Source organism: Lysinibacillus sp. NPDC056220 (assembly GCF_049315265.1).
In the GTDB taxonomy this organism is placed as follows: Bacteria; Bacillota; Bacilli; order Bacillales_A; family Planococcaceae; genus Lysinibacillus; species Lysinibacillus pinottii.
Genome location: NZ_JBMOXD010000011.1, coordinates 24,064 through 44,280 on the forward strand (window position 1 = coordinate 24,064; position 20,217 = coordinate 44,280).

19 protein-coding genes and 1 other annotated feature are annotated in these 20,217 nt (G+C 36.4%); of the genes, 7 read left to right on the forward strand and 12 right to left on the reverse strand.

Going from position 1 to position 20,217, the window contains the following annotated elements; genetic code table 11:
- The first annotated feature begins 376 nt into the window (after window positions 1–376).
- Window positions 377–617: a binding site (T-box leader), on the forward strand.
- A gap of 158 nt (window positions 618–775) precedes the next feature.
- The gene (gene serA, locus ACOZBY_RS20510; protein ID WP_012292172.1) at window positions 776–2,383 is read left to right on the forward strand and encodes a phosphoglycerate dehydrogenase; all 1,608 of its coding nucleotides are present in this window, start codon (window positions 776–778) and stop codon (window positions 2,381–2,383) included.
- 156 nt (window positions 2,384–2,539) lie between these two features.
- Here the strand turns inward: serA and ACOZBY_RS20515 are convergent, their stop codons facing one another.
- The 5 genes from ACOZBY_RS20515 to ACOZBY_RS20535 form a co-directional block, all read right to left on the reverse strand.
- Window positions 2,540–3,328: an HAD family hydrolase gene (locus ACOZBY_RS20515; RefSeq protein ID WP_012292171.1), complete on the reverse strand. Its 789-nt coding sequence runs from the start codon at window positions 3,326–3,328 to the stop codon at window positions 2,540–2,542.
- A gap of 192 nt (window positions 3,329–3,520) precedes the next feature.
- Complete coding sequence (locus ACOZBY_RS20520) at window positions 3,521–3,769, reverse strand: DUF3006 domain-containing protein (RefSeq protein WP_200990648.1); 249 nt, start codon at window positions 3,767–3,769, stop codon at window positions 3,521–3,523.
- Window positions 3,756–4,934 (reverse strand): MBL fold metallo-hydrolase, encoded by a 1,179-nt coding sequence (locus tag ACOZBY_RS20525; protein WP_012292169.1) that lies wholly within the window; start codon window positions 4,932–4,934, stop codon window positions 3,756–3,758. Before ACOZBY_RS20525 ends, ACOZBY_RS20520 begins: the two co-directional genes overlap by 14 nt.
- A gap of 72 nt (window positions 4,935–5,006) precedes the next feature.
- Window positions 5,007–6,353 carry a GntP family permease gene (locus ACOZBY_RS20530; protein ID WP_012292168.1) on the reverse strand — a complete coding sequence of 449 codons (1,347 nt, stop codon included), beginning with the start codon at window positions 6,351–6,353 and terminating at the stop codon, window positions 5,007–5,009.
- Window positions 6,354–7,493: a glycerate kinase gene (locus ACOZBY_RS20535; RefSeq protein WP_012292167.1), complete on the reverse strand. Its 1,140-nt coding sequence runs from the start codon at window positions 7,491–7,493 to the stop codon at window positions 6,354–6,356.
- 165 nt (window positions 7,494–7,658) lie between these two features.
- On the opposite strand from ACOZBY_RS20535, the gene ACOZBY_RS20540 reads away from it, so the two are divergent.
- Window positions 7,659–8,738 (forward strand): CdaR family transcriptional regulator, encoded by a 1,080-nt coding sequence (locus ACOZBY_RS20540; protein WP_012292166.1) that lies wholly within the window; start codon window positions 7,659–7,661, stop codon window positions 8,736–8,738.
- A 37-nt stretch (window positions 8,739–8,775) separates the two neighbouring features.
- Here ACOZBY_RS20540 and ACOZBY_RS20545 read toward each other — a convergent pair whose 3' ends face one another.
- Window positions 8,776–10,281, reverse strand: coding sequence for a coproporphyrinogen III oxidase (locus tag ACOZBY_RS20545; protein WP_012292165.1), 1,506 nt, complete (start codon window positions 10,279–10,281; stop codon window positions 8,776–8,778).
- A 174-nt stretch (window positions 10,282–10,455) separates the two neighbouring features.
- Here ACOZBY_RS20545 and ACOZBY_RS20550 point away from each other — a divergent pair, with 174 nt between their 5' ends.
- On the forward strand, window positions 10,456–10,836 hold the full coding sequence (locus ACOZBY_RS20550) for a hypothetical protein (protein ID WP_012292164.1): 381 nt from the start codon (window positions 10,456–10,458) through the stop codon (window positions 10,834–10,836).
- A 46-nt stretch (window positions 10,837–10,882) separates the two neighbouring features.
- Here the strand turns inward: ACOZBY_RS20550 and ACOZBY_RS20555 are convergent, their stop codons facing one another.
- The 4 genes from ACOZBY_RS20555 to ACOZBY_RS20570 all read right to left on the reverse strand — a co-directional run bounded on the left by ACOZBY_RS20555 (window position 10,883) and on the right by ACOZBY_RS20570 (window position 14,209).
- Complete coding sequence (locus ACOZBY_RS20555) at window positions 10,883–11,791, reverse strand: copper amine oxidase N-terminal domain-containing protein (RefSeq protein WP_200990651.1); 909 nt, start codon at window positions 11,789–11,791, stop codon at window positions 10,883–10,885.
- 118 nt (window positions 11,792–11,909) lie between these two features.
- Window positions 11,910–12,572, reverse strand: a complete 663-nt coding sequence (locus tag ACOZBY_RS20560; RefSeq protein WP_031418252.1) for a ribonuclease H family protein — start codon at window positions 12,570–12,572, stop codon at window positions 11,910–11,912.
- Window positions 12,573–12,702: 130 nt separating this feature from the next.
- Entirely contained in the window at window positions 12,703–13,050 is a 348-nt protein-coding gene (locus tag ACOZBY_RS20565) for a YlbF family regulator (RefSeq protein ID WP_012292161.1), read from the reverse strand.
- A 16-nt stretch (window positions 13,051–13,066) separates the two neighbouring features.
- Complete coding sequence (locus ACOZBY_RS20570) at window positions 13,067–14,209, reverse strand: DUF445 domain-containing protein (protein WP_422762652.1); 1,143 nt, start codon at window positions 14,207–14,209, stop codon at window positions 13,067–13,069.
- 189 nt (window positions 14,210–14,398) lie between these two features.
- Between ACOZBY_RS20570 and ACOZBY_RS20575 the strand changes: the two genes are divergently transcribed.
- The 4 genes from ACOZBY_RS20575 to ACOZBY_RS20590 all read left to right on the forward strand — a co-directional run bounded on the left by ACOZBY_RS20575 (window position 14,399) and on the right by ACOZBY_RS20590 (window position 18,076).
- Entirely contained in the window at window positions 14,399–14,602 is a 204-nt protein-coding gene (locus tag ACOZBY_RS20575; RefSeq protein ID WP_031418249.1) for a YheE family protein, read from the forward strand.
- Between the two features lie 171 nt (window positions 14,603–14,773).
- Entirely contained in the window at window positions 14,774–15,190 is a 417-nt protein-coding gene (locus ACOZBY_RS20580; RefSeq protein WP_036160476.1) for a hypothetical protein, read from the forward strand.
- A 464-nt stretch (window positions 15,191–15,654) separates the two neighbouring features.
- The gene (locus ACOZBY_RS20585) at window positions 15,655–16,974 is read left to right on the forward strand and encodes a hemolysin family protein (protein ID WP_031418246.1); all 1,320 of its coding nucleotides are present in this window, start codon (window positions 15,655–15,657) and stop codon (window positions 16,972–16,974) included.
- A gap of 193 nt (window positions 16,975–17,167) precedes the next feature.
- Window positions 17,168–18,076: a cation diffusion facilitator family transporter gene (locus ACOZBY_RS20590; protein WP_036165451.1), complete on the forward strand. Its 909-nt coding sequence runs from the start codon at window positions 17,168–17,170 to the stop codon at window positions 18,074–18,076.
- Between the two features lie 18 nt (window positions 18,077–18,094).
- Here the strand turns inward: ACOZBY_RS20590 and ACOZBY_RS20595 are convergent, their stop codons facing one another.
- Together ACOZBY_RS20595 and ACOZBY_RS20600 are read right to left on the reverse strand one after the other, a co-directional pair.
- Window positions 18,095–18,838, reverse strand: coding sequence for an effector binding domain-containing protein (locus tag ACOZBY_RS20595; RefSeq protein WP_036160471.1), 744 nt, complete (start codon window positions 18,836–18,838; stop codon window positions 18,095–18,097).
- A gap of 63 nt (window positions 18,839–18,901) precedes the next feature.
- Window positions 18,902–19,828, reverse strand: coding sequence for a helix-turn-helix transcriptional regulator (locus ACOZBY_RS20600; protein WP_289449739.1), 927 nt, complete (start codon window positions 19,826–19,828; stop codon window positions 18,902–18,904).
- Window positions 19,829–20,217 lie beyond the last annotated feature (389 nt).

Genomic DNA, 20,217 nt, shown 5'->3' on the forward strand with positions numbered 1-20,217 from the left:
ACTTTAAATTCTTCTCTACTAGTCTATTTACCTTCTAAAAATCAAAGGTTTGTCTAAAATGTGACAACGTAAAACGTTCGTCTTCTTTCATAAAACGATCCAGTTCTAATTTAGAACACTTCACTCATTCCATATAATTACCATATAATATTTTCGCAATAAACTTCATGGAAGCTTGATAAAATCAGTATTTACAAATATCGTTAGCGCTTTCATTGTGCGCTCCATAAAGACGAACATTATACACTTAATATATATAAATTGTTCGTATATAAGTATTTTTCAGACTTTTGAAGTCATGTTTTTTTAGTTTTTTTAGAATTATTGTTGACAAAGGTGAACAATAGGGATTATGATGTTAACAAATTTAATCATAAAAAATATAACGACGGAGACACACTAGTCGTAAGAAAATCCAAAGCGAGCTGATGGTTGGTGTAAATCAGTGATTTCTACGATAATAGTTCCACTCCTGAATAGTTAAGCCGAACCATCTAAGTAAGCTTATCCGTCTCATGCACGTTACGCATATTGCTAAGACTGCAAGAATAAATTTTTCTAGCAGTGATTAAGGGTGGTACCGCGAACCAATGTTTATACAGCCTTTCGCCCCTTACAACACAATAACTGTGTTTGTAAGGCGTGGAAGGCTTTTTATATTGCTTTCGATTCGGAAAGGAGATTGTTTGCATGCTGTAAGATGTTAGAATTTTACAAATTCCAGACTGTCGTAGTTAAAACCACAATTACTATTTATTAAAAGGAGCTAATTATAATGATTACTGCCACAAAAACAATTAACGTATTTATCGCTGACCCACTAAGTGAGGATGGTATTTTCCCATTACGCCAGGAACAAGATTTAGATTTAAATATTATCGTAGACACTGGTCTAGCACCAGAAGAATTAATGACTAAAATTGCAGATGTAGATGTGTTACTTGTTCGTTCACAAACTACTGTGACACGAGAAGTAATTGAAGCCGCAAAAAGCTTAAAATTAATCGGTCGTGCTGGTGTAGGTGTCGATAATATTGACCTTACTGCTGCCACTGAGCATGGTATTATCGTTGTTAATGCTCCGGATGGTAACACAAACTCAGCCGCTGAACATACAATTGCCATGATGACATCACTTGCACGTCACATTCCACAAGCTTTTAATACACTAAAAAATGGGAAATGGGACCGTAAATCTTATGTGGGAGTAGAGCTAAAAAACAAAACTTTAGGTGTTGTAGGCTTTGGTCGAATCGGTGTTGAAGTAGCTTACCGCGCAAAAGGTCAACGTATGAATGTTATGGCATATGACCCTTTCTTAACTGATGAGCGTGCAAAAGAATTAGGTGTCACTAAGGCGTCAGTGGAAGAAATTTGTGAAGCAGCCGATTTCATTACTGTACACACACCACTTCTTCCTGAAACACGTAATCTCATTAATAAAGAAAAATTTGCGATGATGAAAGATGGCGTACGTATCATTAACTGTGCGCGTGGCGGTATTATTAATGAGGATGACCTATATGATGCTATCGTAGCAGGAAAAGTTGCTGGTGCTGCCCTGGATGTATTCGTATCTGAACCAGCGACAGACCATAAGCTTCTTACTTTACCTCAAGTAATTGCTACACCTCACTTGGGTGCGTCTACGATTGAGGCACAAGAGTCTGTAGCTGTTGATGTGTCAAATGATATTATTAAATTTTATAAAACAGGTACTGTGACAAATCCAGTGAATATGCCATCTATTCCGAAAGAACTTCTAGCACAAGTTGAACCTTTCTTTGAATTAGCGGAAAAACTCGGCTCATTCTTATCACAAGTAACAACAGAGCCCGTAAAAGAAATCAACTTATCTTATGCTGGGGAAGTAGCCAACTATGATGTCCGTCCATTAACTTCAAATGCATTAAAAGGTTTATTAGCTAAAAATCACGGTAATCATGTGAATGATGTCAATGCTCGCTACCTGTCTGAGCGTATTGGTATGAAAATTATTGAGCATAAAACGACAACAGCTAAGGGCTTTACAAGTTTAATTACCATCGAAATTATTACTGCGAATGAAACACACACTGTAGCTGGTACATTATTAAACGGCTTAGGTGCACGTATCGTCAAAGTAGAGGACTATGTTGTAGACGTTATTCCACAGGGTCATCTTCTTTACATTAAAAATACTGACAAACCAGGTGCAATCGGCCGTGTAGCAACTAAACTTGCGGAAAAAGATATCAACATCGCAACCATGCAAGTTGGCCGTGCCCAAGTTGGCGGAACAGCGGTTATGATGTTAACAATAGATAACGTTGTAACAAATGAGGATTTAGCATTTGTGGCACAGCTTGAAAATATTGATGAAGTAAAAGCCATCAATCTATAATATGTAAAGTGAAAAGCAGAGGGTTTCCTACTCTCTGCTTTTTTGGTAATTAATACTTTTATGAAGGGTAATCTGACGAACTTCGCAGGCATGGTCTGCCTTTTTAATATTTCTACAAAAAAATGTACTGCATCCTTGAAGGTGCAGTACATTTTTTTAAAGCTGTTTCACAAGTTTTACTAGGTCTGTTAAAGAGCTAATCTCATAGGTTGGTGTCACAGCTCCATTGGCCATATTATTATCGCGGTTAATCCATACGTTTCGCATTCCTACGCGAGAAGAGCCTAAAATATCAGTATTGAGATTATCGCCAACCATAATGGCATCATCCGCTGTAATGCCTGTTCTCTCCATCACATGCTCAAAAATAGAAGCGTCTGGCTTACCTTTTCCAAAGTCTCCTGAGATAATAATATGATCAAAATACGGCGCTATTTCAGGCGTAATTTCTAGCTTTAAATTTTGCAGACTAGGTGCACCATTGGTAAGTAAAACAAGCTGGTACTTCCCTTTCAATTCGTCTAACACAGTAAATGTATCTTCATATAAAAATGGTGATGCTTTGCGCTCAGCTACAAAGCGTTCTCCTAGCTCTGCTCCGAATTTTGCATCCTCTATACCAAGGGCGCTTAAACCTTTTGTCCATGCTGCCGCACGATAGCCCGGTACAAGCCTCTTCATGGCTTGAAAGGATTCAGTAGGGTCATCAAATGTTCCCCATAGACCTTCGAAAGGATTGATACCAATTAATACCGTATAGTCATACGTTTCATAGCCTTCGTATAACGCACGAGCCTCTTGACGAACTGCTTCTTCTAGCTCTGCAGAATTCACATTATGTATCGTAGCAGCATAGTCACATGTTTTTTCAAAAGCAGTTTTTACTGATTTTTTATCCCATAGTAATGTATCATCTAAATCAAAAATAATAGTGTTTATCGACATTTTGTCCGTACGCTCCTAGCTCCTGATTAATACTATTATTTTAGCATATTTTCAAAATATTTAGGATAACAAATTATGTCCAATTCCTCTCAAATCCCTTACACCTAAACATCTATCCAAAGAAGGCTGATGGACAGGACATTGCTCAATCAAAAAAACAAGCTGCGGGTAACTTCCACAGCTTATCATTTATTATTTGTTTTTATGACGTAAACGGTCCATTAAATTCTGGATATCGGCTCTTTTTTGTTCCGTTTCTTCTCTTAAAATCTCAATATGGTACATGCCATCTATTTCTTCTATCTGTACACGATCCCCAACAAGCACAGGCTTGTTCAAAGCTGACTGTAAAATAATAATTTGTTCTTCTTCCTTAGGATACTTTAAAAAAACAGCATAACCGTCTTCAATCCGATCTAAAGTATATTTAGTCGAGCTCACTAACAAGTTCCCCTTTCTCATTCCGTAATTGCGCAGCATCTCCATCATTTAACCAAATCTGTTTAGTGGTCCATTTTAAATAATTATCCCCTTCACGAGCATTAGCCCCGCTAGTAACATAAATAATTTTACCAGGTTGTAAGGATAGATTAGGAAAATTAAAGACTTGATTTCCTTCCAGAGAAATGAGCTGCCAATCGTTTAACGAAACAGCTTGTTGACCGTTATTTTTAATGCCTACAATTTCTGTCACTAAATCTTTGCTGACAATCTCAACAGCAGTTGTTGGTTCAACCGTGGATGGTTTTTTTTGAGTTACAGCCCTCTTTCCATTCACCGTGTAGTTTACCCCATTTGTTGCCACTGTAATCGTTCCTAAATCCGCAGTGGCATAGATGTTACTACCAATAGCTTGCAATCGATTTACTACTTCTGCATGTGGATGTCCATATTTATTATCTTCACCATAGCTTAATATAGTGACTTCTGGCTTCACTGCACGAATGAAATCTTCTGAGCTACTGGTATTAGAACCATGATGCCCTGCCTTCAGAACAGTAGCTGTTACATCATTTGACATCATTTCCTTCTCTAATGCTATGCCAGCATCTCCCGTTAATAAAAAGGATACATTGCCATAAACCACTTTTAAGACAATGGAAGCGTCATTATTATCGGTTGCATGTTCATTTGCATTTAAAACCTTCACCGTTACATCCTTATCAAATTCAATAAAATCTCCTGTTTTCGGCACATAATAAGGTATGTTTTTTTCATCAATCGCCATCAGCATTTCTTCAAAAGTTTGAGAAGTATGTACTTTGCCCGAATCATAAAATTGCTCAATAGGGATTGCATGTAACACTGGAATGAGCCCACCAATATGGTCAGCATCGGGATGTGTCGCCACTACCTTATCAAGTTTGTTCACACCAAGTTCCTTTAAATAAGAAACTACCTGTTGTCCTGCACCTTTCACACCAGCGTCAATAAGCATGGTTTTCCCATTTGGCGATTCAATTAATATGGAATCCCCTTGTCCCACATCCATAAAATGAACTCGCATTTCATCGCCAGCCGTTACAGGCACCCGCTCTGTCTTAATTGCTTCTGTACAGCCTGCTAATAAAAAAATGCAAAGGAGTACTACTATTAATTTTCTCATGTTACTAACTTCCTTTCTATTTTTCTATTATACAAAAAAGAGAGCTTCCCATGGGGCAGCCCTCCTTGTACTTTAAACAAATATCCACCATAAAACCATTGTAATCATGATTGTGACAATGCCCTGTAGTAATGTAGCAACGGTTTGTGCCTTATAAGCTTGAGTTACTTCCATTCCACTATACTGTGTAATTACCCAGAAGAAACTGTCGTTCACATGGCTAACCGTCATTGCACCAGCTCCAATGGCCATTACTACTAATGCTAATGGGACAGCGCCCTCAATGCCAAGTGTCACGAGCATTGGTGCTACTAAAGTAGACGTAATGACAAGCGCTGTCGTCGAAGATCCTTGAGCAGTTTTTAAGGCAGCTGCTACTATAAACGGTACTAGCAAGAACAAAGTACCTGATGCAAACATCCCCAAGTCCATTTCCTGTAGTATTTCTCCAACACCAGCATTTTTAATAACTGTTCCAAACGAACCACCTGCTCCTGTAATAAGTAAAATAGGCGCGGCTTCTTTTAAACTTTCACCAATCCAGCCCGTTAAGGTCGTTTCACTAATTTCAGGCAATAATAAAAAGGCAGCTGCTACACCTAAAAATAATGCTACTGTTGGCGAACCTAAAAACTTAAAAATCGTATTGAATGTTGATTCGGGATCACCCGCTAACGATGCTATTGAGCCAAGACCAATTAAAACAATAGGTAGAACGATTGGTAAAAAGGCTTTAAATGTTGAAGGCATTTTGCCAAAGGATTTAATGACTTCCTCATAATCTAATGCCTCTACCTCATCTTGGGGTACACGAATTTTGGTTGCAACTTTCACTGACCACATATAGCCTACAAATGTAGCAGGTATCGCTACTAATAAACCAATGACAATAACTGTCCCTAAATAATTGGCCGCCCCAATATTTCCAGCTGCTGCGATGGGACCTGGTGTAGGGGGTACTAATACATGTGTTGCAAATAACCCCGTCGCTAAAGCTACAGCCATGGATGCAATCGTTACATTAGCCCGTTTTGCTAATGATTTTTGCAAACTCGATAAAATAATAAAACCTGAATCACAAAATACTGGGATAGATACGATGTAACCAATTAAAGACATCGCAAGTTGTGGACGTTTTGGACCAACGATGCGTAAAACTACTTCTGCCATTCGATAGGCAGCGCCTGATTTCTCTAAAATTAAACCTATAATTGTTCCAGCGATAATTACTAAGCCAATGCTCGTCATTAGACCACCGAAGCCAGTGTTAATACTTTCTACCACTGTTAATAGTGGCATTCCCGAAGCAATTCCAACGAAGAAGGCGCTAATTAATAACGCCAGAAAAGGATGTAGCTTTAATTTGGCCGTGCCCCATACAACAAACAATACCCCTAGTAAAATAATGATGAATAACATCTAGTCATCCCCCTTTTGTATGTAAAGCTCAAAGATTTGCTTAGTTTTTAAACGAATAAAATAAGCGGGTTCTCGCATTGCCTGCTCAGTAGTAATCTCCTCATCTACTAATGTCTCCACAACACTAAAATAATTTTGAAGTGCAGGTTTAGCCATACTATCAATGTCTCCTGACAATAAAACTGCCTCTACATGTGCTAAAGCGGCCGCTTTAGCAACCCCTAATGGAGCCTTACCATGTAATGTTTGGAGATCCGACTTCCCTTCACCCGTTATTACCAACTGTGCGGCTGCTAAGTGATCCTGTAACTGGACAGCATCTATGACAATATCAATTCCTGCATGAAATGTCCCATTTAAAAATGCGATTAACGCGCCACCTAATCCTCCTGCAGCTCCCGCTCCTTGATAATCGTGCAATCGAATAGCAAACTGTTGCTCGATGATATCTGCAAAATGCTTTAAGCAGTTATCAAAATGTGTAATTTGATAGTCCTGCACACCTTTTTGAGGGCCAAATATAGCTGTTGCTCCTCGTTCACCAATGAATGGATTATCCACATCACAGGCAATGGTAAATATCGCTCCTATCAATCTTTCATCAAGTCCACTTATATCTATTGCAGTTAATTCCATTAAACTCGAAATACCATCCTCTAAATCTGAGCCATCTTCCTTTATAAATCGCACACCTAATGCCTTGAGCATGCCAATCCCTGCATCATTTGTGGCACTTCCACCAATACCGATAATAAATTTTCTAAAGCCTCGGTCGAGTGCCGCCTTAATTAATTGGCCAGTACCATACGTTGTAGCAAATTCAGGGTTTTTCTCATGGTCTTGTAGCAACATGATGCCAGATGCCTGAGCCATTTCAATCACGCATGTTTCTTTATCACCCAATACACCATACTGTGCTTGTATGTCTCTTCCTATTGGATCTAGCACTTCCGTTGAAAAATACTGACCACCCGTAGAGGCAATAAGTGAATCAAGTGTCCCCTCGCCACCATCTGCAACCGGTAGAATAATGGTTTCTATTGATGGATTTACATCCAGAATGCCTTGCTGCATGGATTTCGCTACTTCAACTGCCGATAGAGTACCCTTGAAGGAATCTGGACTAATAATGATTTTCATACAATACCTCCACTTATGTCGCCCATTGACATTTACGTAAATTTTCAAATTCCTTAGTTAAGCGCTTACAAATTATTATAATGACAATAAATTCAGAAAACATTATAATAAATGTACAATTTATCTGTCCTATAACAGACTGTTTTTTATCCGAGGTGTATAAACATGTTGACCAAAAAATTAGCAGATGAAATCGTACATCAAACAATGTTACGCTTACGTCACAATATTAATGTCATTAGCCCTACTGGTGTTATTTTAGCTTCTGGAGATAAGATGAGGGTGGAGGATATTCACGAAGGTGCAGTTTACGTAGCACAAACAAAAAAAACGTTGATTATTAATGAGGATAATATAGAATTGTATCCAAATACAAAGCCTGGCATTAATATGCCTATCCTGTATCAGGATGAAGTTGTAGGTGTTATTGGTATAACTGGAGATTCAGAAGAAATGCTTGAAATCGCCAATCTTGTTCAATTAACGACAGAGATCATGACACATCAAGCACTCGTCGAGTCTAAAAGCGAGTGGCAACGGAAGAATAATGACTACATATTCGAGGCACTCGTTCATGGAAGTAAGCTTGATGCTACTTTAAATAAACGAATTCAGAAATTACCCTTTTCACTAATAGCACCCTTCCAAGTTATTTTAGTGAGTTTACATGAAACATCTTATTTAGAAAATAGGATGCCATTCTTTTTTGAAGATTTATTTTATAGACAGCCTATTCTAGCTGGACATAGCCAATTACAGGAGTATTATATACTGCTAACATATCGCCAGGAACAAAACTATCAATCCATTATAAAAGCTTTAAGAAAGAAAAAACAAAAACTTCCTTCCTTACAAATTGGTATTGGTCCTGTTGTGCAGCAACTTTCGCAACTTCCCTATAGCTATCAGGGAGCTAGAACAGCACTTGAATTCGCTACCATCCATAACGAGATTACCTTTTTCGAAGATGTAGAGTTATTTTCTCTTTTTAAACATCGTGAATCAGAGGAGGTACAAGCCTTCCATCACCGAATACTAAAAAATATCAACGCAAAACAATTGGAAACATTACAATCCTTTTTTGACTGCAATTTACAGTTAAAGCTTTGTGCACAGCAACTAAATATCCATCGCCATACACTTACTTATCGATTAAATAAAATAAGAGAGTTAACTGGCTATGACCCACAATATTTTGAAGATGCTGTTATATTGCAAATGGCGTGTACATTAAGAACTTTATAAAATAAAGGCGATCTGAATAACTCAGACCGCCTTTATTTTATATTTTGTATAACTCATCTAAAAACTCAATTTTTTTCCCGATAGCCTCTTCAAAGGTCATAATATAGGCGGCAGGATCCTTTGGATTGTGGAATTGCGTGATTTTTCCTGTTTCAGGATGAACAAATTTAGAAGATGCCCCACAACCAACCCCTAAGATTGTCTGTACTTCTTCCATAATTACAATATTATAAATACTCTCTTCACCAGCTTTACTATAGCCAACATTTTCAAGATTACCTAAAATATTTTTTTGGCGATATAAATAATATGGAACATAGTCATTTTCCTTTGTCCAATCTTGTGCCATTTGCATCATTTCAGCAACTGTATCACGATCCGCCACTTTATATTTATCTTTATTGCGAGTCATTTCAGATGCACGTTTAAATGATAATGTATGGACAGTCAATGACTCAGGCTGCATCTTAGCTGATTCCACCAACGAATGCTGGAATTCTTCAATACCTTCATTTGGTAAACCAATAATGAGGTCCATATTTATATTGTTCATCCCTGATTCACGAGCAAGCCAAAATTTATCGATTGTTTCTTGAACTGTATGATGACGACCAATTGCTTTTAACGTTTCATCTGTATAAGATTGTGGATTTACACTAATACGATCAATTCCCCATTTTTTAAGAACTTCTAATTTTTCCGGTGTAATCGTATCTGGCCTTCCTGCTTCAACTGTAATCTCTCGAATTGTTTCAGGATTTGGGAAAGATTCATACATCGTCTGGTATAAGGCATCCATTTCATCTGCTTCAATGGAAGTTGGTGTACCGCCTCCCCAATAAATAGACGTGATCTTCATATTATTGTTTTTGAGCCATTTCCCCATTTCGCGTAATTCAATATGCAAGCCATCTAAAAATGTATTTACACGACCTTGCTTACGGTTACTTCCTATCGCATAGGCTGGAAACGTACAATAGGCACATTTTGTTGGACAAAATGGAATGCCGATATATACACTAATCTCTTGCCCAATTTGATCAATATCTGGAATGGTTACTAATTGTCGTTCCACGATATCTTTTAAAAGTGCCACCTTTTCCTCAGACAGGCGAAAATCTCGAATTAATAGCTCAGCAATTTCTTGCTCCCCTTTTCCTTCTTTTCTAAACTTGTGATAGAGCTTAGTCGGACGAACTCCTGTTAAAATCCCCCATTGCTGGTGTACCCCTGTATGCTGCTCGAGAACATCTAAAAATACATGAGATAATGCTCGTTTCATACGTATATTGAGTTCACGACCCGTTGCAGCTGATTCATATTGGATGCTGTAATTATTTGTATATTGTTGTCCATCTACAGTTAATATTGCTTTTGTAGAAATAGTAAAATTCTCTTCAACGTCGTACGTAAATGAAACCGACATATCTGCTTCCTCCGGCTCCACTCGCAGCTTGGAATCCTCAAAAAATAAATTCGCTATATGATTTAATACGCGAATCCAATCTTCGGGATATTTTTGATCTATGTGAATCATTTTCATATTGTTTCGCTCTCTTCTTTTCTTATTCCATATATATTGCAGACTTAAGTTTAACAAATTTATATGACTTTAAGCAAAGTAACAATAGGGAATTACAAAAAACAGAATATTCAGTCTATATATAGACAAACTAATTTTTTATCATTATAATTTTTACAAAAGGTGGTGTTGATAGTGTTTCTTTTAAAAAATAATAAACGTCCATTCATTTCGAGTTTTATTCATCAAGTAGAGGTAGCATTCCACCATTTTGACTTAGCGCGATGTGATGAAAAAACATTATATGTCACTGTATTATTTAAGTATGGGACACATAATGTGATTTGTGACTTTATCTACATCATTGACCAACAAGACATGTATGGAGCTATTTCTATCAACAAGCACTATGAGAAAGCTAGGGCATTTGTTAAACAGCACTTCCAGCAGCTTTTATTGTATTCAGATGAAATGATATTAGCTAATAACTTTATGAATACCGTGTCTTTCAAGTATTGCCTGCAACAATTCGTAAAAAGATATCCGACTTTTAATTCTTCCAAAATAGTCTCTTGAACATAAAACTAGTATGCCACAAAAAGTGGGCATACTAGTTTCAAATTTATTTCAAATATTCTTCAATGAATTCAACAGGGACATAAGTTTTCGTATCTTTCAAAGAGGGTGCTACTGACAAAGTGAGTAATGATTTGTTGTAACCAAACGCTTTTTCACCACGTGTGATTGTATAAGATTCATTGCCCTTCGTTAGAATAACCGTTTTACCTTTTGATTCTACTTGAAAGCCAAGCTTTTCTGCAATGCTACGTAAAGGCACCATTGTTGTTTCAGCTACCATATAATAATCCGTGGCAATGATCGTATTAATTTCCTCATCTATTGGACTTAAAGAAATTTCAGAATTGTCGTCTAGAACAATTACTTTCGATGGTGTTGTTTGTGCAGGAATACTTTTAGTAGATGCTGTATAGAAAACAGCTAAATGCTTTTCTACTAAATCTTTTGATGTTACTTTTTTACCTTTTGCGTTGACTAGCTCTGTTTCTTTACCGATATTTAATTTTAAAATATCATATGTGTTTGTTAAGTCATCAAAGAAATAATCCACTTCTACAAACCCAACTTCTTTTGAATCTACAATAATAATCTCTGGATTGAATTGCGGTGGATAGATATATTTTTGTGGTTTATTTGCAAAGGTATACGCCACTACCTGATCGCCTTCTTTAAGCTCTACTTTTTTACCAGTATTATCATACACAAGAGTATCTTTTGTAATTTCTAGTATATTTGTTTGCTCTCCGTCTTTAACAGTGTAATATGTAATGTCTTTACCAACGCGAACATCTTCAACTGTTCCATGTGTTTGATTGAAAATGTGTACTGGATCAATTTGAATTTGTGGAATTTCAACTTCATCTTTTTGCTCATTTGCCGAAGCAACAGGTATCATAACACTCCCCATTAATAATGCAGACAAAGCTACAGGTGCTAATTTTTTCATATACATAAAATATCTCTCCTTATTGTTTGGGTTCATAGGAGTAGTAGTTTCAATGGGGAAAAAGTTTCATCACCTATAGAGAATTTAAAAAAGAGGTGACAGTAACTACTGACACCTCTTACATTTATTCTTTTACGAGTTCACTCAAACCTGTAATATCTATTCCATTTAATGCTTGGGTAGCAAGACGGTCTGCTTCTGAATTGTCCTTGCGAGTGATTAGCTGGTAGTCCGGTTGAATAGTAAGCTGTGCTAATTTGGCATCAATCTTATCTGCCCAACCGACTAAATCCTTTTCTAATGCTGCCCATTCCCCCCTTAATTGGTTGATAACTACTTGGGAGTCGCCTTTAATTTGGACAGGTAGATGATGGACATTTAGCAATTCTAGCTCTACTACACCTAAATAAAGCGCAGCATACTCTGCTTCATTATTAGATGTAAGCTCGGATGAAAAAGCATTTCTTCTTAAACGATAAGGCTTGCCATTTTGTTCATAGTAAATAGCACATCCAAGCCCTGCCTGTCTTGTCCCCCGATCAAAGCCTCCATCGAAATAGACAATGATATTATGCGGCTCTGTATCTATTTCTTTTAGATAGGCTTTGAGCTCTTTTATTGTCCAACTTGTATCTTGACGATCCAAGCAATGAATGGACTTGACTCTTCCGGTCTTTTCCATATCCTCTGCTAGTAATAGCGCTTGAGCAGCAGGCATCTCTTCTGAACGTAAAACAGTGGTGGCTCCTTTCGGTGTTTTATAGGTCCATTCAATGAATACATACATAGATAAAACCTCCAATACAATCGACTAGTGTATATAAAGTAAAAACGTGCTCCGATTAGCGGATACACGTTTTCCTCTTACTTGTATATGTGCAATTCCTCAGACAATTATTCCTTACTATATGAATGATTTATTGAATATCCTCATATAGGCCTTGAATTGGCTTTATTAAAATACGATTTACTTCCTCAATCACTTTACTTAATTTCATTTCTGCCTCAAGCATAGCTGAAATCTTTTCATTTTGCTGTACAAGCTGAGATGCCTTTTGAGCATAAACAAGTTCATCCTCCAATAATTCCTCTCCAGCTAATTGTTTCTTTTGTAATTCAATTTGAATTTTACGGAAGTTTTTAAAGACATTTAACGCCTCTTCATCACTCTTTACAACTTCAACCGCCGCTTGTAAAGCCTCAAACTCTGGGGTCTTACGGAAAGTTGCCTCTAGTGCATTAATGTCATTATAAATATTAACCATTTATACAATCTCCTTTTTAAATAAAATTAACAATTAAACCTTGCACAATTCCAATCAATCCACCAAGAACTGCACCTAATACGGTAATCATTTTAAATTCACGTTTTGAAATACCTAATACAAGTTCCTCTAATTTCTCAACAGGGAAAGAATCCACTTGCTCACGAACAACTTCTTGTAAATTTAAACGTTTAAGTACATCTTCTAGTTTTTCCTCTGCTTTGACAAAAGCTTTGTCAATTGCTTGTGGAATGACCGAATTTTTCATCCATTCGTTTCCTTCAGGCCAATAATAAGAAATAGGTTGATTTAAACGTTCGGCGACAGCTAATTGTTCTTTTACATACATTTGTAATTTCGATAAAATCGGATCAAACTGCATGTCTTGTAAAAAGTCCATCGCTGGTCGATCTTTTAATTTTTCCCATTCTTGCGTAAATATTTTTGTTAATAATGTTGACGTGCCCGGAGCTTGTAAAAATTTTACGAGCTCACGTTGAACTTTTCCTACAAGGGACGATGAATCACCTAAAAACATATTGATCATACCACCAAATGATCCTTTTGATGATAAGAAATCATCAATCATTGCTTTAATTGTCATTTCACCTTCAGGTGATAAAAAGTAATCCTCGCCTTTTTCTAGTATATGACTGACTGCTACAGGAATCTTGGCATCAAGAGTATCCTGCATATCTGACGATAGCAGTGTACGAATTGATTTTGTTGATAGTGTATTCTTCACTGATGCAAATTGTCCCTCAACAATTGCTTCAACTTTCTGCTCAATCGTAGCTGGCATATGAGAAAACCCCGCAATATTTAACCAATCTTGAATGGTTTTATCATTTGTAAAGATGGTTTCCTCTACTTTCGTTTGCACAAACTGTTCAACCTTCTCTTGAATATCCTTCGAGAAAAATTTCTTTCTAAATGTTTCAGGAGTTAATAAATAATTTACAACGGTAAGACCAAGCTGTTTTGCTAATTCGTCACGTCGTTTTGGAATAAGACCAGGTGTAAATGGAACGCGCCAGTTTTTAATATATACTGCGTTATGTGGACGAAAAAGCATTTTAATGGCTAGGTGATTGGTAACGCCTCCGATTGCTGCGCCTATAATTGCCATAAAAAGTAATGTCACTATAAAATTGTCCATTAGTATCCTCTCATTTCAGTTGTATTCACGATTGGCGTTTCTTGTCGCCTTCTGCACTTATTATAGCAGAGCAATGATTTCCAACGAAAGAAATACCCCCTTTAGATTTCAGCATAAACGTGAATAGTTGCAAAATTACCATTATCCTTGAATAATATGAACTACATATTATAGAAATGAGGTTTTATGATGATTCAGCATTTTAGTTTTAAGCCATTATTTGAAAATACCCAACTTCCAGGGTGGACTATTGCATTTTTTTATCAACGTGAACGCTACTCTGCTGAATATTTAAAAGATGGCACTATTCAATGGACGGGACCAACACCACCAAACGAAGAGGATGTTAAAAAAATGATTCATGAGTTAATGCTATTCCATGTATATGATTAAAAACTATAGTAATTTTTTCGCTTACCTCCCACATAAAAATACCTATATTTACTATATATAGCACGTCCTTTATGCTAATTATGTTGATACATGTTGAAATTCCTATATATTTCTTATACATTAAGGTTAGCAATTAAATAGTATATGTTTTTTATGCAGGGGGCCATTTCAATGAGTAAAGTCACGCTTTCAGATGACTTAAACAGTTATCATTCAAAAGCATTAATACGTGTAAAAGTAAAAGAATTCTTTTCAGAATTTTCCGCAAAAATATTCGAATTAGCTGACGAAGCTGGTAATTTAGATATTAAAAAATTTGAAGCCATTTCGGGTATTAATGGCGATTTCTATAATGAATATTGTAGTCAACTAAAAGGTTTCTTTGACTCTTCTGCTAGCACTTTTGGTAAAAAATCAATTAAAACAATGTACTTTACTTATAACGGTAAAAATTATATGTTGACTCAGCAAGGTATTACGGAAAAGGCACCAGTATCTATAGCACCATTTACGGGTGATTTACCTTTAAAAGAATCCTTTCATGATGTGGAGAAGGCATGTTTAAAATTACGTTTCCAACAGGAATAAACTTAGAAGGAGCAGTCACATGTGAGACTGCTCCTTCTAAGTTTTTTTCACAAAAAAAAGGAAAGTCCCAATTAATTATCGAGTCTCTCCTTTAGCTATACAAAATAATTCATTTAAAAAAATCCGCAAGTAAACGCACTCTTGAGATTTTTGACGTGTCGTATTATATGAGATGCAAAATGCTTCTTTCCCTAAACAAACTATCTTTGCTCAATTTTAAATTAGCATATTGCAATGGCGTTGACAATTACTTTACTTTTGATTCTACCTATTTTTTTTAAACGGGATTGAAAATCAACTGAAAAAGTTGTTGTCAATATTTGTGTTTTTCTTTTAAATAACTTATTATTGAAACATCCAACAATTTTTTAAATCATAGGAGGTGTACACTTTGTTTACTTCCCTCATTTGGGCGGGAACAAAGGAATTATTTGGACGGAGACATATTGGAGATAACCATTAGGTTGGCGGCATTCGCCCTACTAATTATAATGACAGGATTTTTCGTTGCAACAGAATTTGCAATCGTTAAAGTGAGAACTACACGTATCGATCAATTGCTCGCAGAAGGGCATAAGAAAGCGAAAAATGCAAAACGTGTTGTTTCAGATTTAGATGAGTACTTATCTGCATGTCAGTTAGGTATTACCATTACTGCACTCGGTTTAGGTTGGTTAGGTGAACCTACATTCGAAATTATTTTGCACCCAGTGTTTGAATTTCTAAATTTGAATGGTAGTATAACATCTATCCTTTCATTTATACTTGCATTCTCAATCGTTACGTTTATGCATGTTGTTATTGGGGAATTGGCGCCAAAAACATTAGCCATCCAAAAAGCAGAATTTGTCACATTAAACTTTTCTGGCGCTTTAATTTTATTCCACAACATTACGTATCCAGTCATAAAGTTATTAAACGGATCTGCCCGTGGCTTAACTGGCCTTTTCGGCTTAAAAATGATGTCAGAATCAGAAGTAGCTCATACAGAGGAAGAACTACGTATGATTTTATCGGATAGTTTAAAGGGTGGAGAAATTAATAACGCAGAATATGAATATGTAAATAGTATTTTTGAGTTCTCAGATCGCCTTGCCAAGGAAATAATGGTTCCTCGAACAGAGATTGTTGGCATTGAAAAAGAACTGACTATAAAAGAAGTATTTGATTTAATGGGTGTTGAGCAATATACTCGTTACCCGATTATTGACGGCGATAAAGACCATATTATTGGTCTAGTTAATATGAAACATTTATTAACCGCTTACATTAAAGACTCGAAAAATGGGGATAAACCAGTTATTGACTATATGCAGCCTATCATTCGAGTGATGGAAACAACGCAAATTAACGATTTATTACTCAAAATTCAACGTGAACGTATTCATATGGCCATTTTAATGGATGAATATGGCGGAACATCTGGTTTAGTGACGATTGAAGATATTATTGAGGAGATTGTCGGCGATATTCAAGATGAATTCGACGAAGATGAAATCCCGGAAGTACAAGAAATTGCAGATAATCATTTTATTTTAGATGCCAAAATGCTTCTTGAAAATGTGAATGATATGCTAGGTACTGACATAGAAGATGATGATATTGATACTATCGGTGGTTGGTTTATGACAAAACGCTTCGATGCAGTCGAAGGAGACAGCATTCAGGAGCAAGGTTATGAATTTATTGCAAAAGAATTAGATGGTCACCATATTTTATACTTAGAAGTTCTGAAGTTACCTGAAACTGATTTATCAAATGAATTTGACGCCGTTACGGAGTAAGATTTCATTGCTTTGTATGATTGAGCGTGCTACTATTAAAGGCAAACTTATATGATTCATGCTATAAATATGGGCTTTTTCTCACACCTTATATAGGTGGGAGTTAATACCGTGATAATAGATAAAAACGACTCCCTTTTAATAATAGGGAGTCGTTTTCTAATGTCAGAAAATTTTGCGAGGGGGAAACAAAATGGAGCTCTATACAAATTTACGTCAAGGGGAAAAAGGCGCTTGGTTATCCATTGGTACTTATTTAATCCTAAGCTCCATCAAACTAACGATTGGCTATATCGGCACCTCGGAGGCATTAAAAGCTGATGGTTTAAATAACACTACGGATATTATCGCATCCATCGCCGTATTAATTGGGTTACGAATTGCGCAAAGGCCACCTGACTCTAATCATCAATATGGGCATTTGCGAGCTGAAACCATTGCCTCTTTAGTAGCATCATTTATCATGCTTGTTGTTGGTCTCCAAGTTTTAATCAATTCTTTAAAAAGCTTATGGGCACCATCCGGCACAACTCCTTCCCTCTTAACCGCATTTGTAGCAATAGGTAGTGGTGCTGTCATGTATATCGTTTATCGCTATAATTTGGCACTATCTAAAAAAATAAAAAGCTCCGCTGTCAAAGCAGCTGCCTTTGATAATCGATCAGATGCATTTGTTAGTATTGGCACAGCAATAGGAATCTTTGGAGCAATTTTTGGTTTTCCAATTATCGATTCTCTTACGGCCCTTATTGTTGCTGTTTTAATTATTAAAACAGCAGTAGAAATTTTTTGGGAAGCTGTTCAAAGTCTTACAGATGCATTTGATATCGATGAAGTGGAAACGTTATCCGTCCTAATTCGGAATGTGGACGGTGTAATCGAGCTCCTAGACTTTAAAGGCCGTGCTCACGGTAATATGTACTTTATCGACATAACCGTAACTGTTGACCCTTATTTAAATGTTTTTGACAGTCACCGTATTACTGAAGAAATAGAACGTACCATCTTGCGAGAAAATCGGTTTTGTCAGGTTCTTGTGCATATCGAACCACATATTGAAATAATCCCCCCTCAAAACGATGAAAAGTCTCCTACCAGTTGATTGGTAGGAGACTTATTTTTATTTTATAGCGATATAAACTTCCACCTGCGCCTCTTGAGGGTTTGCGCAGCGTTCATCATACAATTCAAAGTCACCAGTATATGTTCGTTCCACCTTAGAATTTGCAAACCATGCCCAAATTTCTTGCCATGTTTGGATAACAATTTCTGGCATTTTCCCTTTATGTGATGTGAATACTAAATATTTAGCTGCTGGAATAGTCTTAATAACCCACTCAGGTGATGCATCATTCATCTTTGAAGCTTCTACACCAATTGTAATTGCATAATTTCCATTTACATCGGTTTCATAGTCCGAATACAAACCGTACACATTTTGATTATCCAGCTTAGATAATTGGTCAACAATATTTTTTTCATAAAAATCCTGCCATAATTGCGGGATCTTGGCTTGTGCTGTCAGTTCATTTGCATTGCTTGTTTTCGTCGAAATTCCTATGATTTGGAATGCTTCTCTTTTTATAATCTTTGGTTCTGACCACTCCTGTTTTCTCCATCTTTTTAAGCTTGGCAAAAAAGATGTAAGCATAGTACGGGCCTCGTTTGCAGGCATGCCATCTCCCTTTAGATGTGGCACACAAATATCAATCATTTCTTCAACGGTTAAATTAGGTTGTTTAAAGCTCCCCTCCTCATAACAATATGTACAATAGTCTTGATTTTTGTGACCTTCTTTTTCCGTTCCTAATAAAGCCTCATCTGTTAGAGGCATTCCACAGCTTTGACAATAGCTTTGCATCATTGTTGATTCCACCCTTCGCTTTATTTGTCCTTACTATAGCAAAGGAAACCTGACAACTGTCTGTCAACTATTATCCGGATTATATAATTGAGCAATTTCATGCGCACGTTTTTGAAGTATGTCCCTTATGTGGGGCGGCTCTAATACTTTTATGCGATTGCCAAAACTAAGTAAAAAACCGTAAAGCCACTCATCCTCTGGTATAGATATATAAATTTTGTCCTGCCCATGATCAACATATGCTACTCCAAAAGATTCTTCCACTAATGTTGTTATAGCCGTATCAAAACTAATTACTAAATCGACTACGTTTTGTGGCTGATACCATTCCTTCCCCCATGGAAGTTCACTTAAATTAATTTCCTTCCGCTCAAAGTGTAAATCTTCTTGCATTAAGTTCTTTATTCTTGCCAGTTTAAATAGACGAAAGTCCATTCTTAATGTGCAATAGCCGTATAAATACCAAGTCTTCCCTTTTTGAACTATTGTATGAGGTTCCACCACTCGCTTTGTTATCTCTCCATGCGCCGTGGTATAAGTAAAGCTTACACAATGCCTATTTTCTATAGCACTTTTTAAACTCGTAATATGTTCTTTAAACAGGATGTTTGGCCCCCATGGACTCAGATCCACAAATAAGTGGTCAATGGTTTGTGTTACATGATCATCTGCAATACTTGTTAGCTTTTCGAGAACAGCTAATGCGTGTGAATCTTCATAGGTAGTCAAAGCACTTTTAATGGCAATTGTCAGAGACGCAAGCTCTTCCTTTGTTAAAACCTGTTTATCTACACGATAGCCATCTATTAAGCTAATTCCTCCGTGCACCCCTTGTTGGCTAATAACTGGTATCCCTGCACAGCTTAGCGTTTCAATATCTCGATAAATAGTACGGACCGACACATTAAATAATTCTGCTAATTCTTGTGCTGTTACCTTTTTTCTATTGATTAATATCATTATCATTGTTAGCAGACGCTCTAATTTCATAGCGAAGCCCCTTTCTTAGAAGATCTTATTTTTTTCTCAGCAAAATGCATTTTAATTACTATCATCCTATATTTTTAAGTATTTTTTAAGTACTTTTTGAGTTTTATTTAAGACAAATGTACTATAATAACGCCTGATTAATTATTACAATCATTATACTATTTTTACAATATAAGAAAAAATATTACTTTTAAAAGTCAATCTCTAACAGCATTTAATTCCTACTAAATATAAACTGTTTCAATTTTTTATAAGAATAGTTTGATACATAAACGCCTAAACAATTATTTCAATTCTCTTAACACAAATAAAAAACTTCTTTCTTCTATATAATGAACGGCGAATACTTTCTAAGAAAGGATTTGGCGTGATGTGACACCCCCACAGGA

Coding starts and splice junctions, on each gene's coding strand:
- ACOZBY_RS20595 (WP_036160471.1), bottom strand. CDS start 18,838: ATGATGCAAAGCTATTGTCAAAGCTGTGGAATGCCTCTAACAGATGAG.
- ACOZBY_RS20555 (WP_200990651.1), bottom strand. CDS start 11,791: ATGTATATGAAAAAATTAGCACCTGTAGCTTTGTCTGCATTATTAATG.
- ACOZBY_RS20570 (WP_422762652.1), bottom strand. CDS start 14,209: ATGGACAATTTTATAGTGACATTACTTTTTATGGCAATTATAGGCGCA.
- ACOZBY_RS20545 (WP_012292165.1), bottom strand. CDS start 10,281: ATGAAAATGATTCACATAGATCAAAAATATCCCGAAGATTGGATTCGC.
- ACOZBY_RS20530 (WP_012292168.1), bottom strand. CDS start 6,353: ATGTTATTCATCATTATTTTACTAGGGGTATTGTTTGTTGTATGGGGC.
- ACOZBY_RS20565 (WP_012292161.1), bottom strand. CDS start 13,050: ATGGTTAATATTTATAATGACATTAATGCACTAGAGGCAACTTTCCGT.
- ACOZBY_RS20580 (WP_036160476.1), top strand. CDS start 14,774: ATGAGTAAAGTCACGCTTTCAGATGACTTAAACAGTTATCATTCAAAA.
- ACOZBY_RS20575 (WP_031418249.1), top strand. CDS start 14,399: ATGATTCAGCATTTTAGTTTTAAGCCATTATTTGAAAATACCCAACTT.
- ACOZBY_RS20515 (WP_012292171.1), bottom strand. CDS start 3,328: ATGTCGATAAACACTATTATTTTTGATTTAGATGATACATTACTATGG.
- ACOZBY_RS20600 (WP_289449739.1), bottom strand. CDS start 19,828: ATGAAATTAGAGCGTCTGCTAACAATGATAATGATATTAATCAATAGA.
- ACOZBY_RS20540 (WP_012292166.1), top strand. CDS start 7,659: ATGTTGACCAAAAAATTAGCAGATGAAATCGTACATCAAACAATGTTA.
- ACOZBY_RS20590 (WP_036165451.1), top strand. CDS start 17,168: ATGGAGCTCTATACAAATTTACGTCAAGGGGAAAAAGGCGCTTGGTTA.
- ACOZBY_RS20525 (WP_012292169.1), bottom strand. CDS start 4,934: ATGAGAAAATTAATAGTAGTACTCCTTTGCATTTTTTTATTAGCAGGC.
- ACOZBY_RS20535 (WP_012292167.1), bottom strand. CDS start 7,493: ATGAAAATCATTATTAGTCCAGATTCCTTCAAGGGTACTCTATCGGCA.
- ACOZBY_RS20560 (WP_031418252.1), bottom strand. CDS start 12,572: ATGTATGTATTCATTGAATGGACCTATAAAACACCGAAAGGAGCCACC.
- serA (WP_012292172.1), top strand. CDS start 776: ATGATTACTGCCACAAAAACAATTAACGTATTTATCGCTGACCCACTA.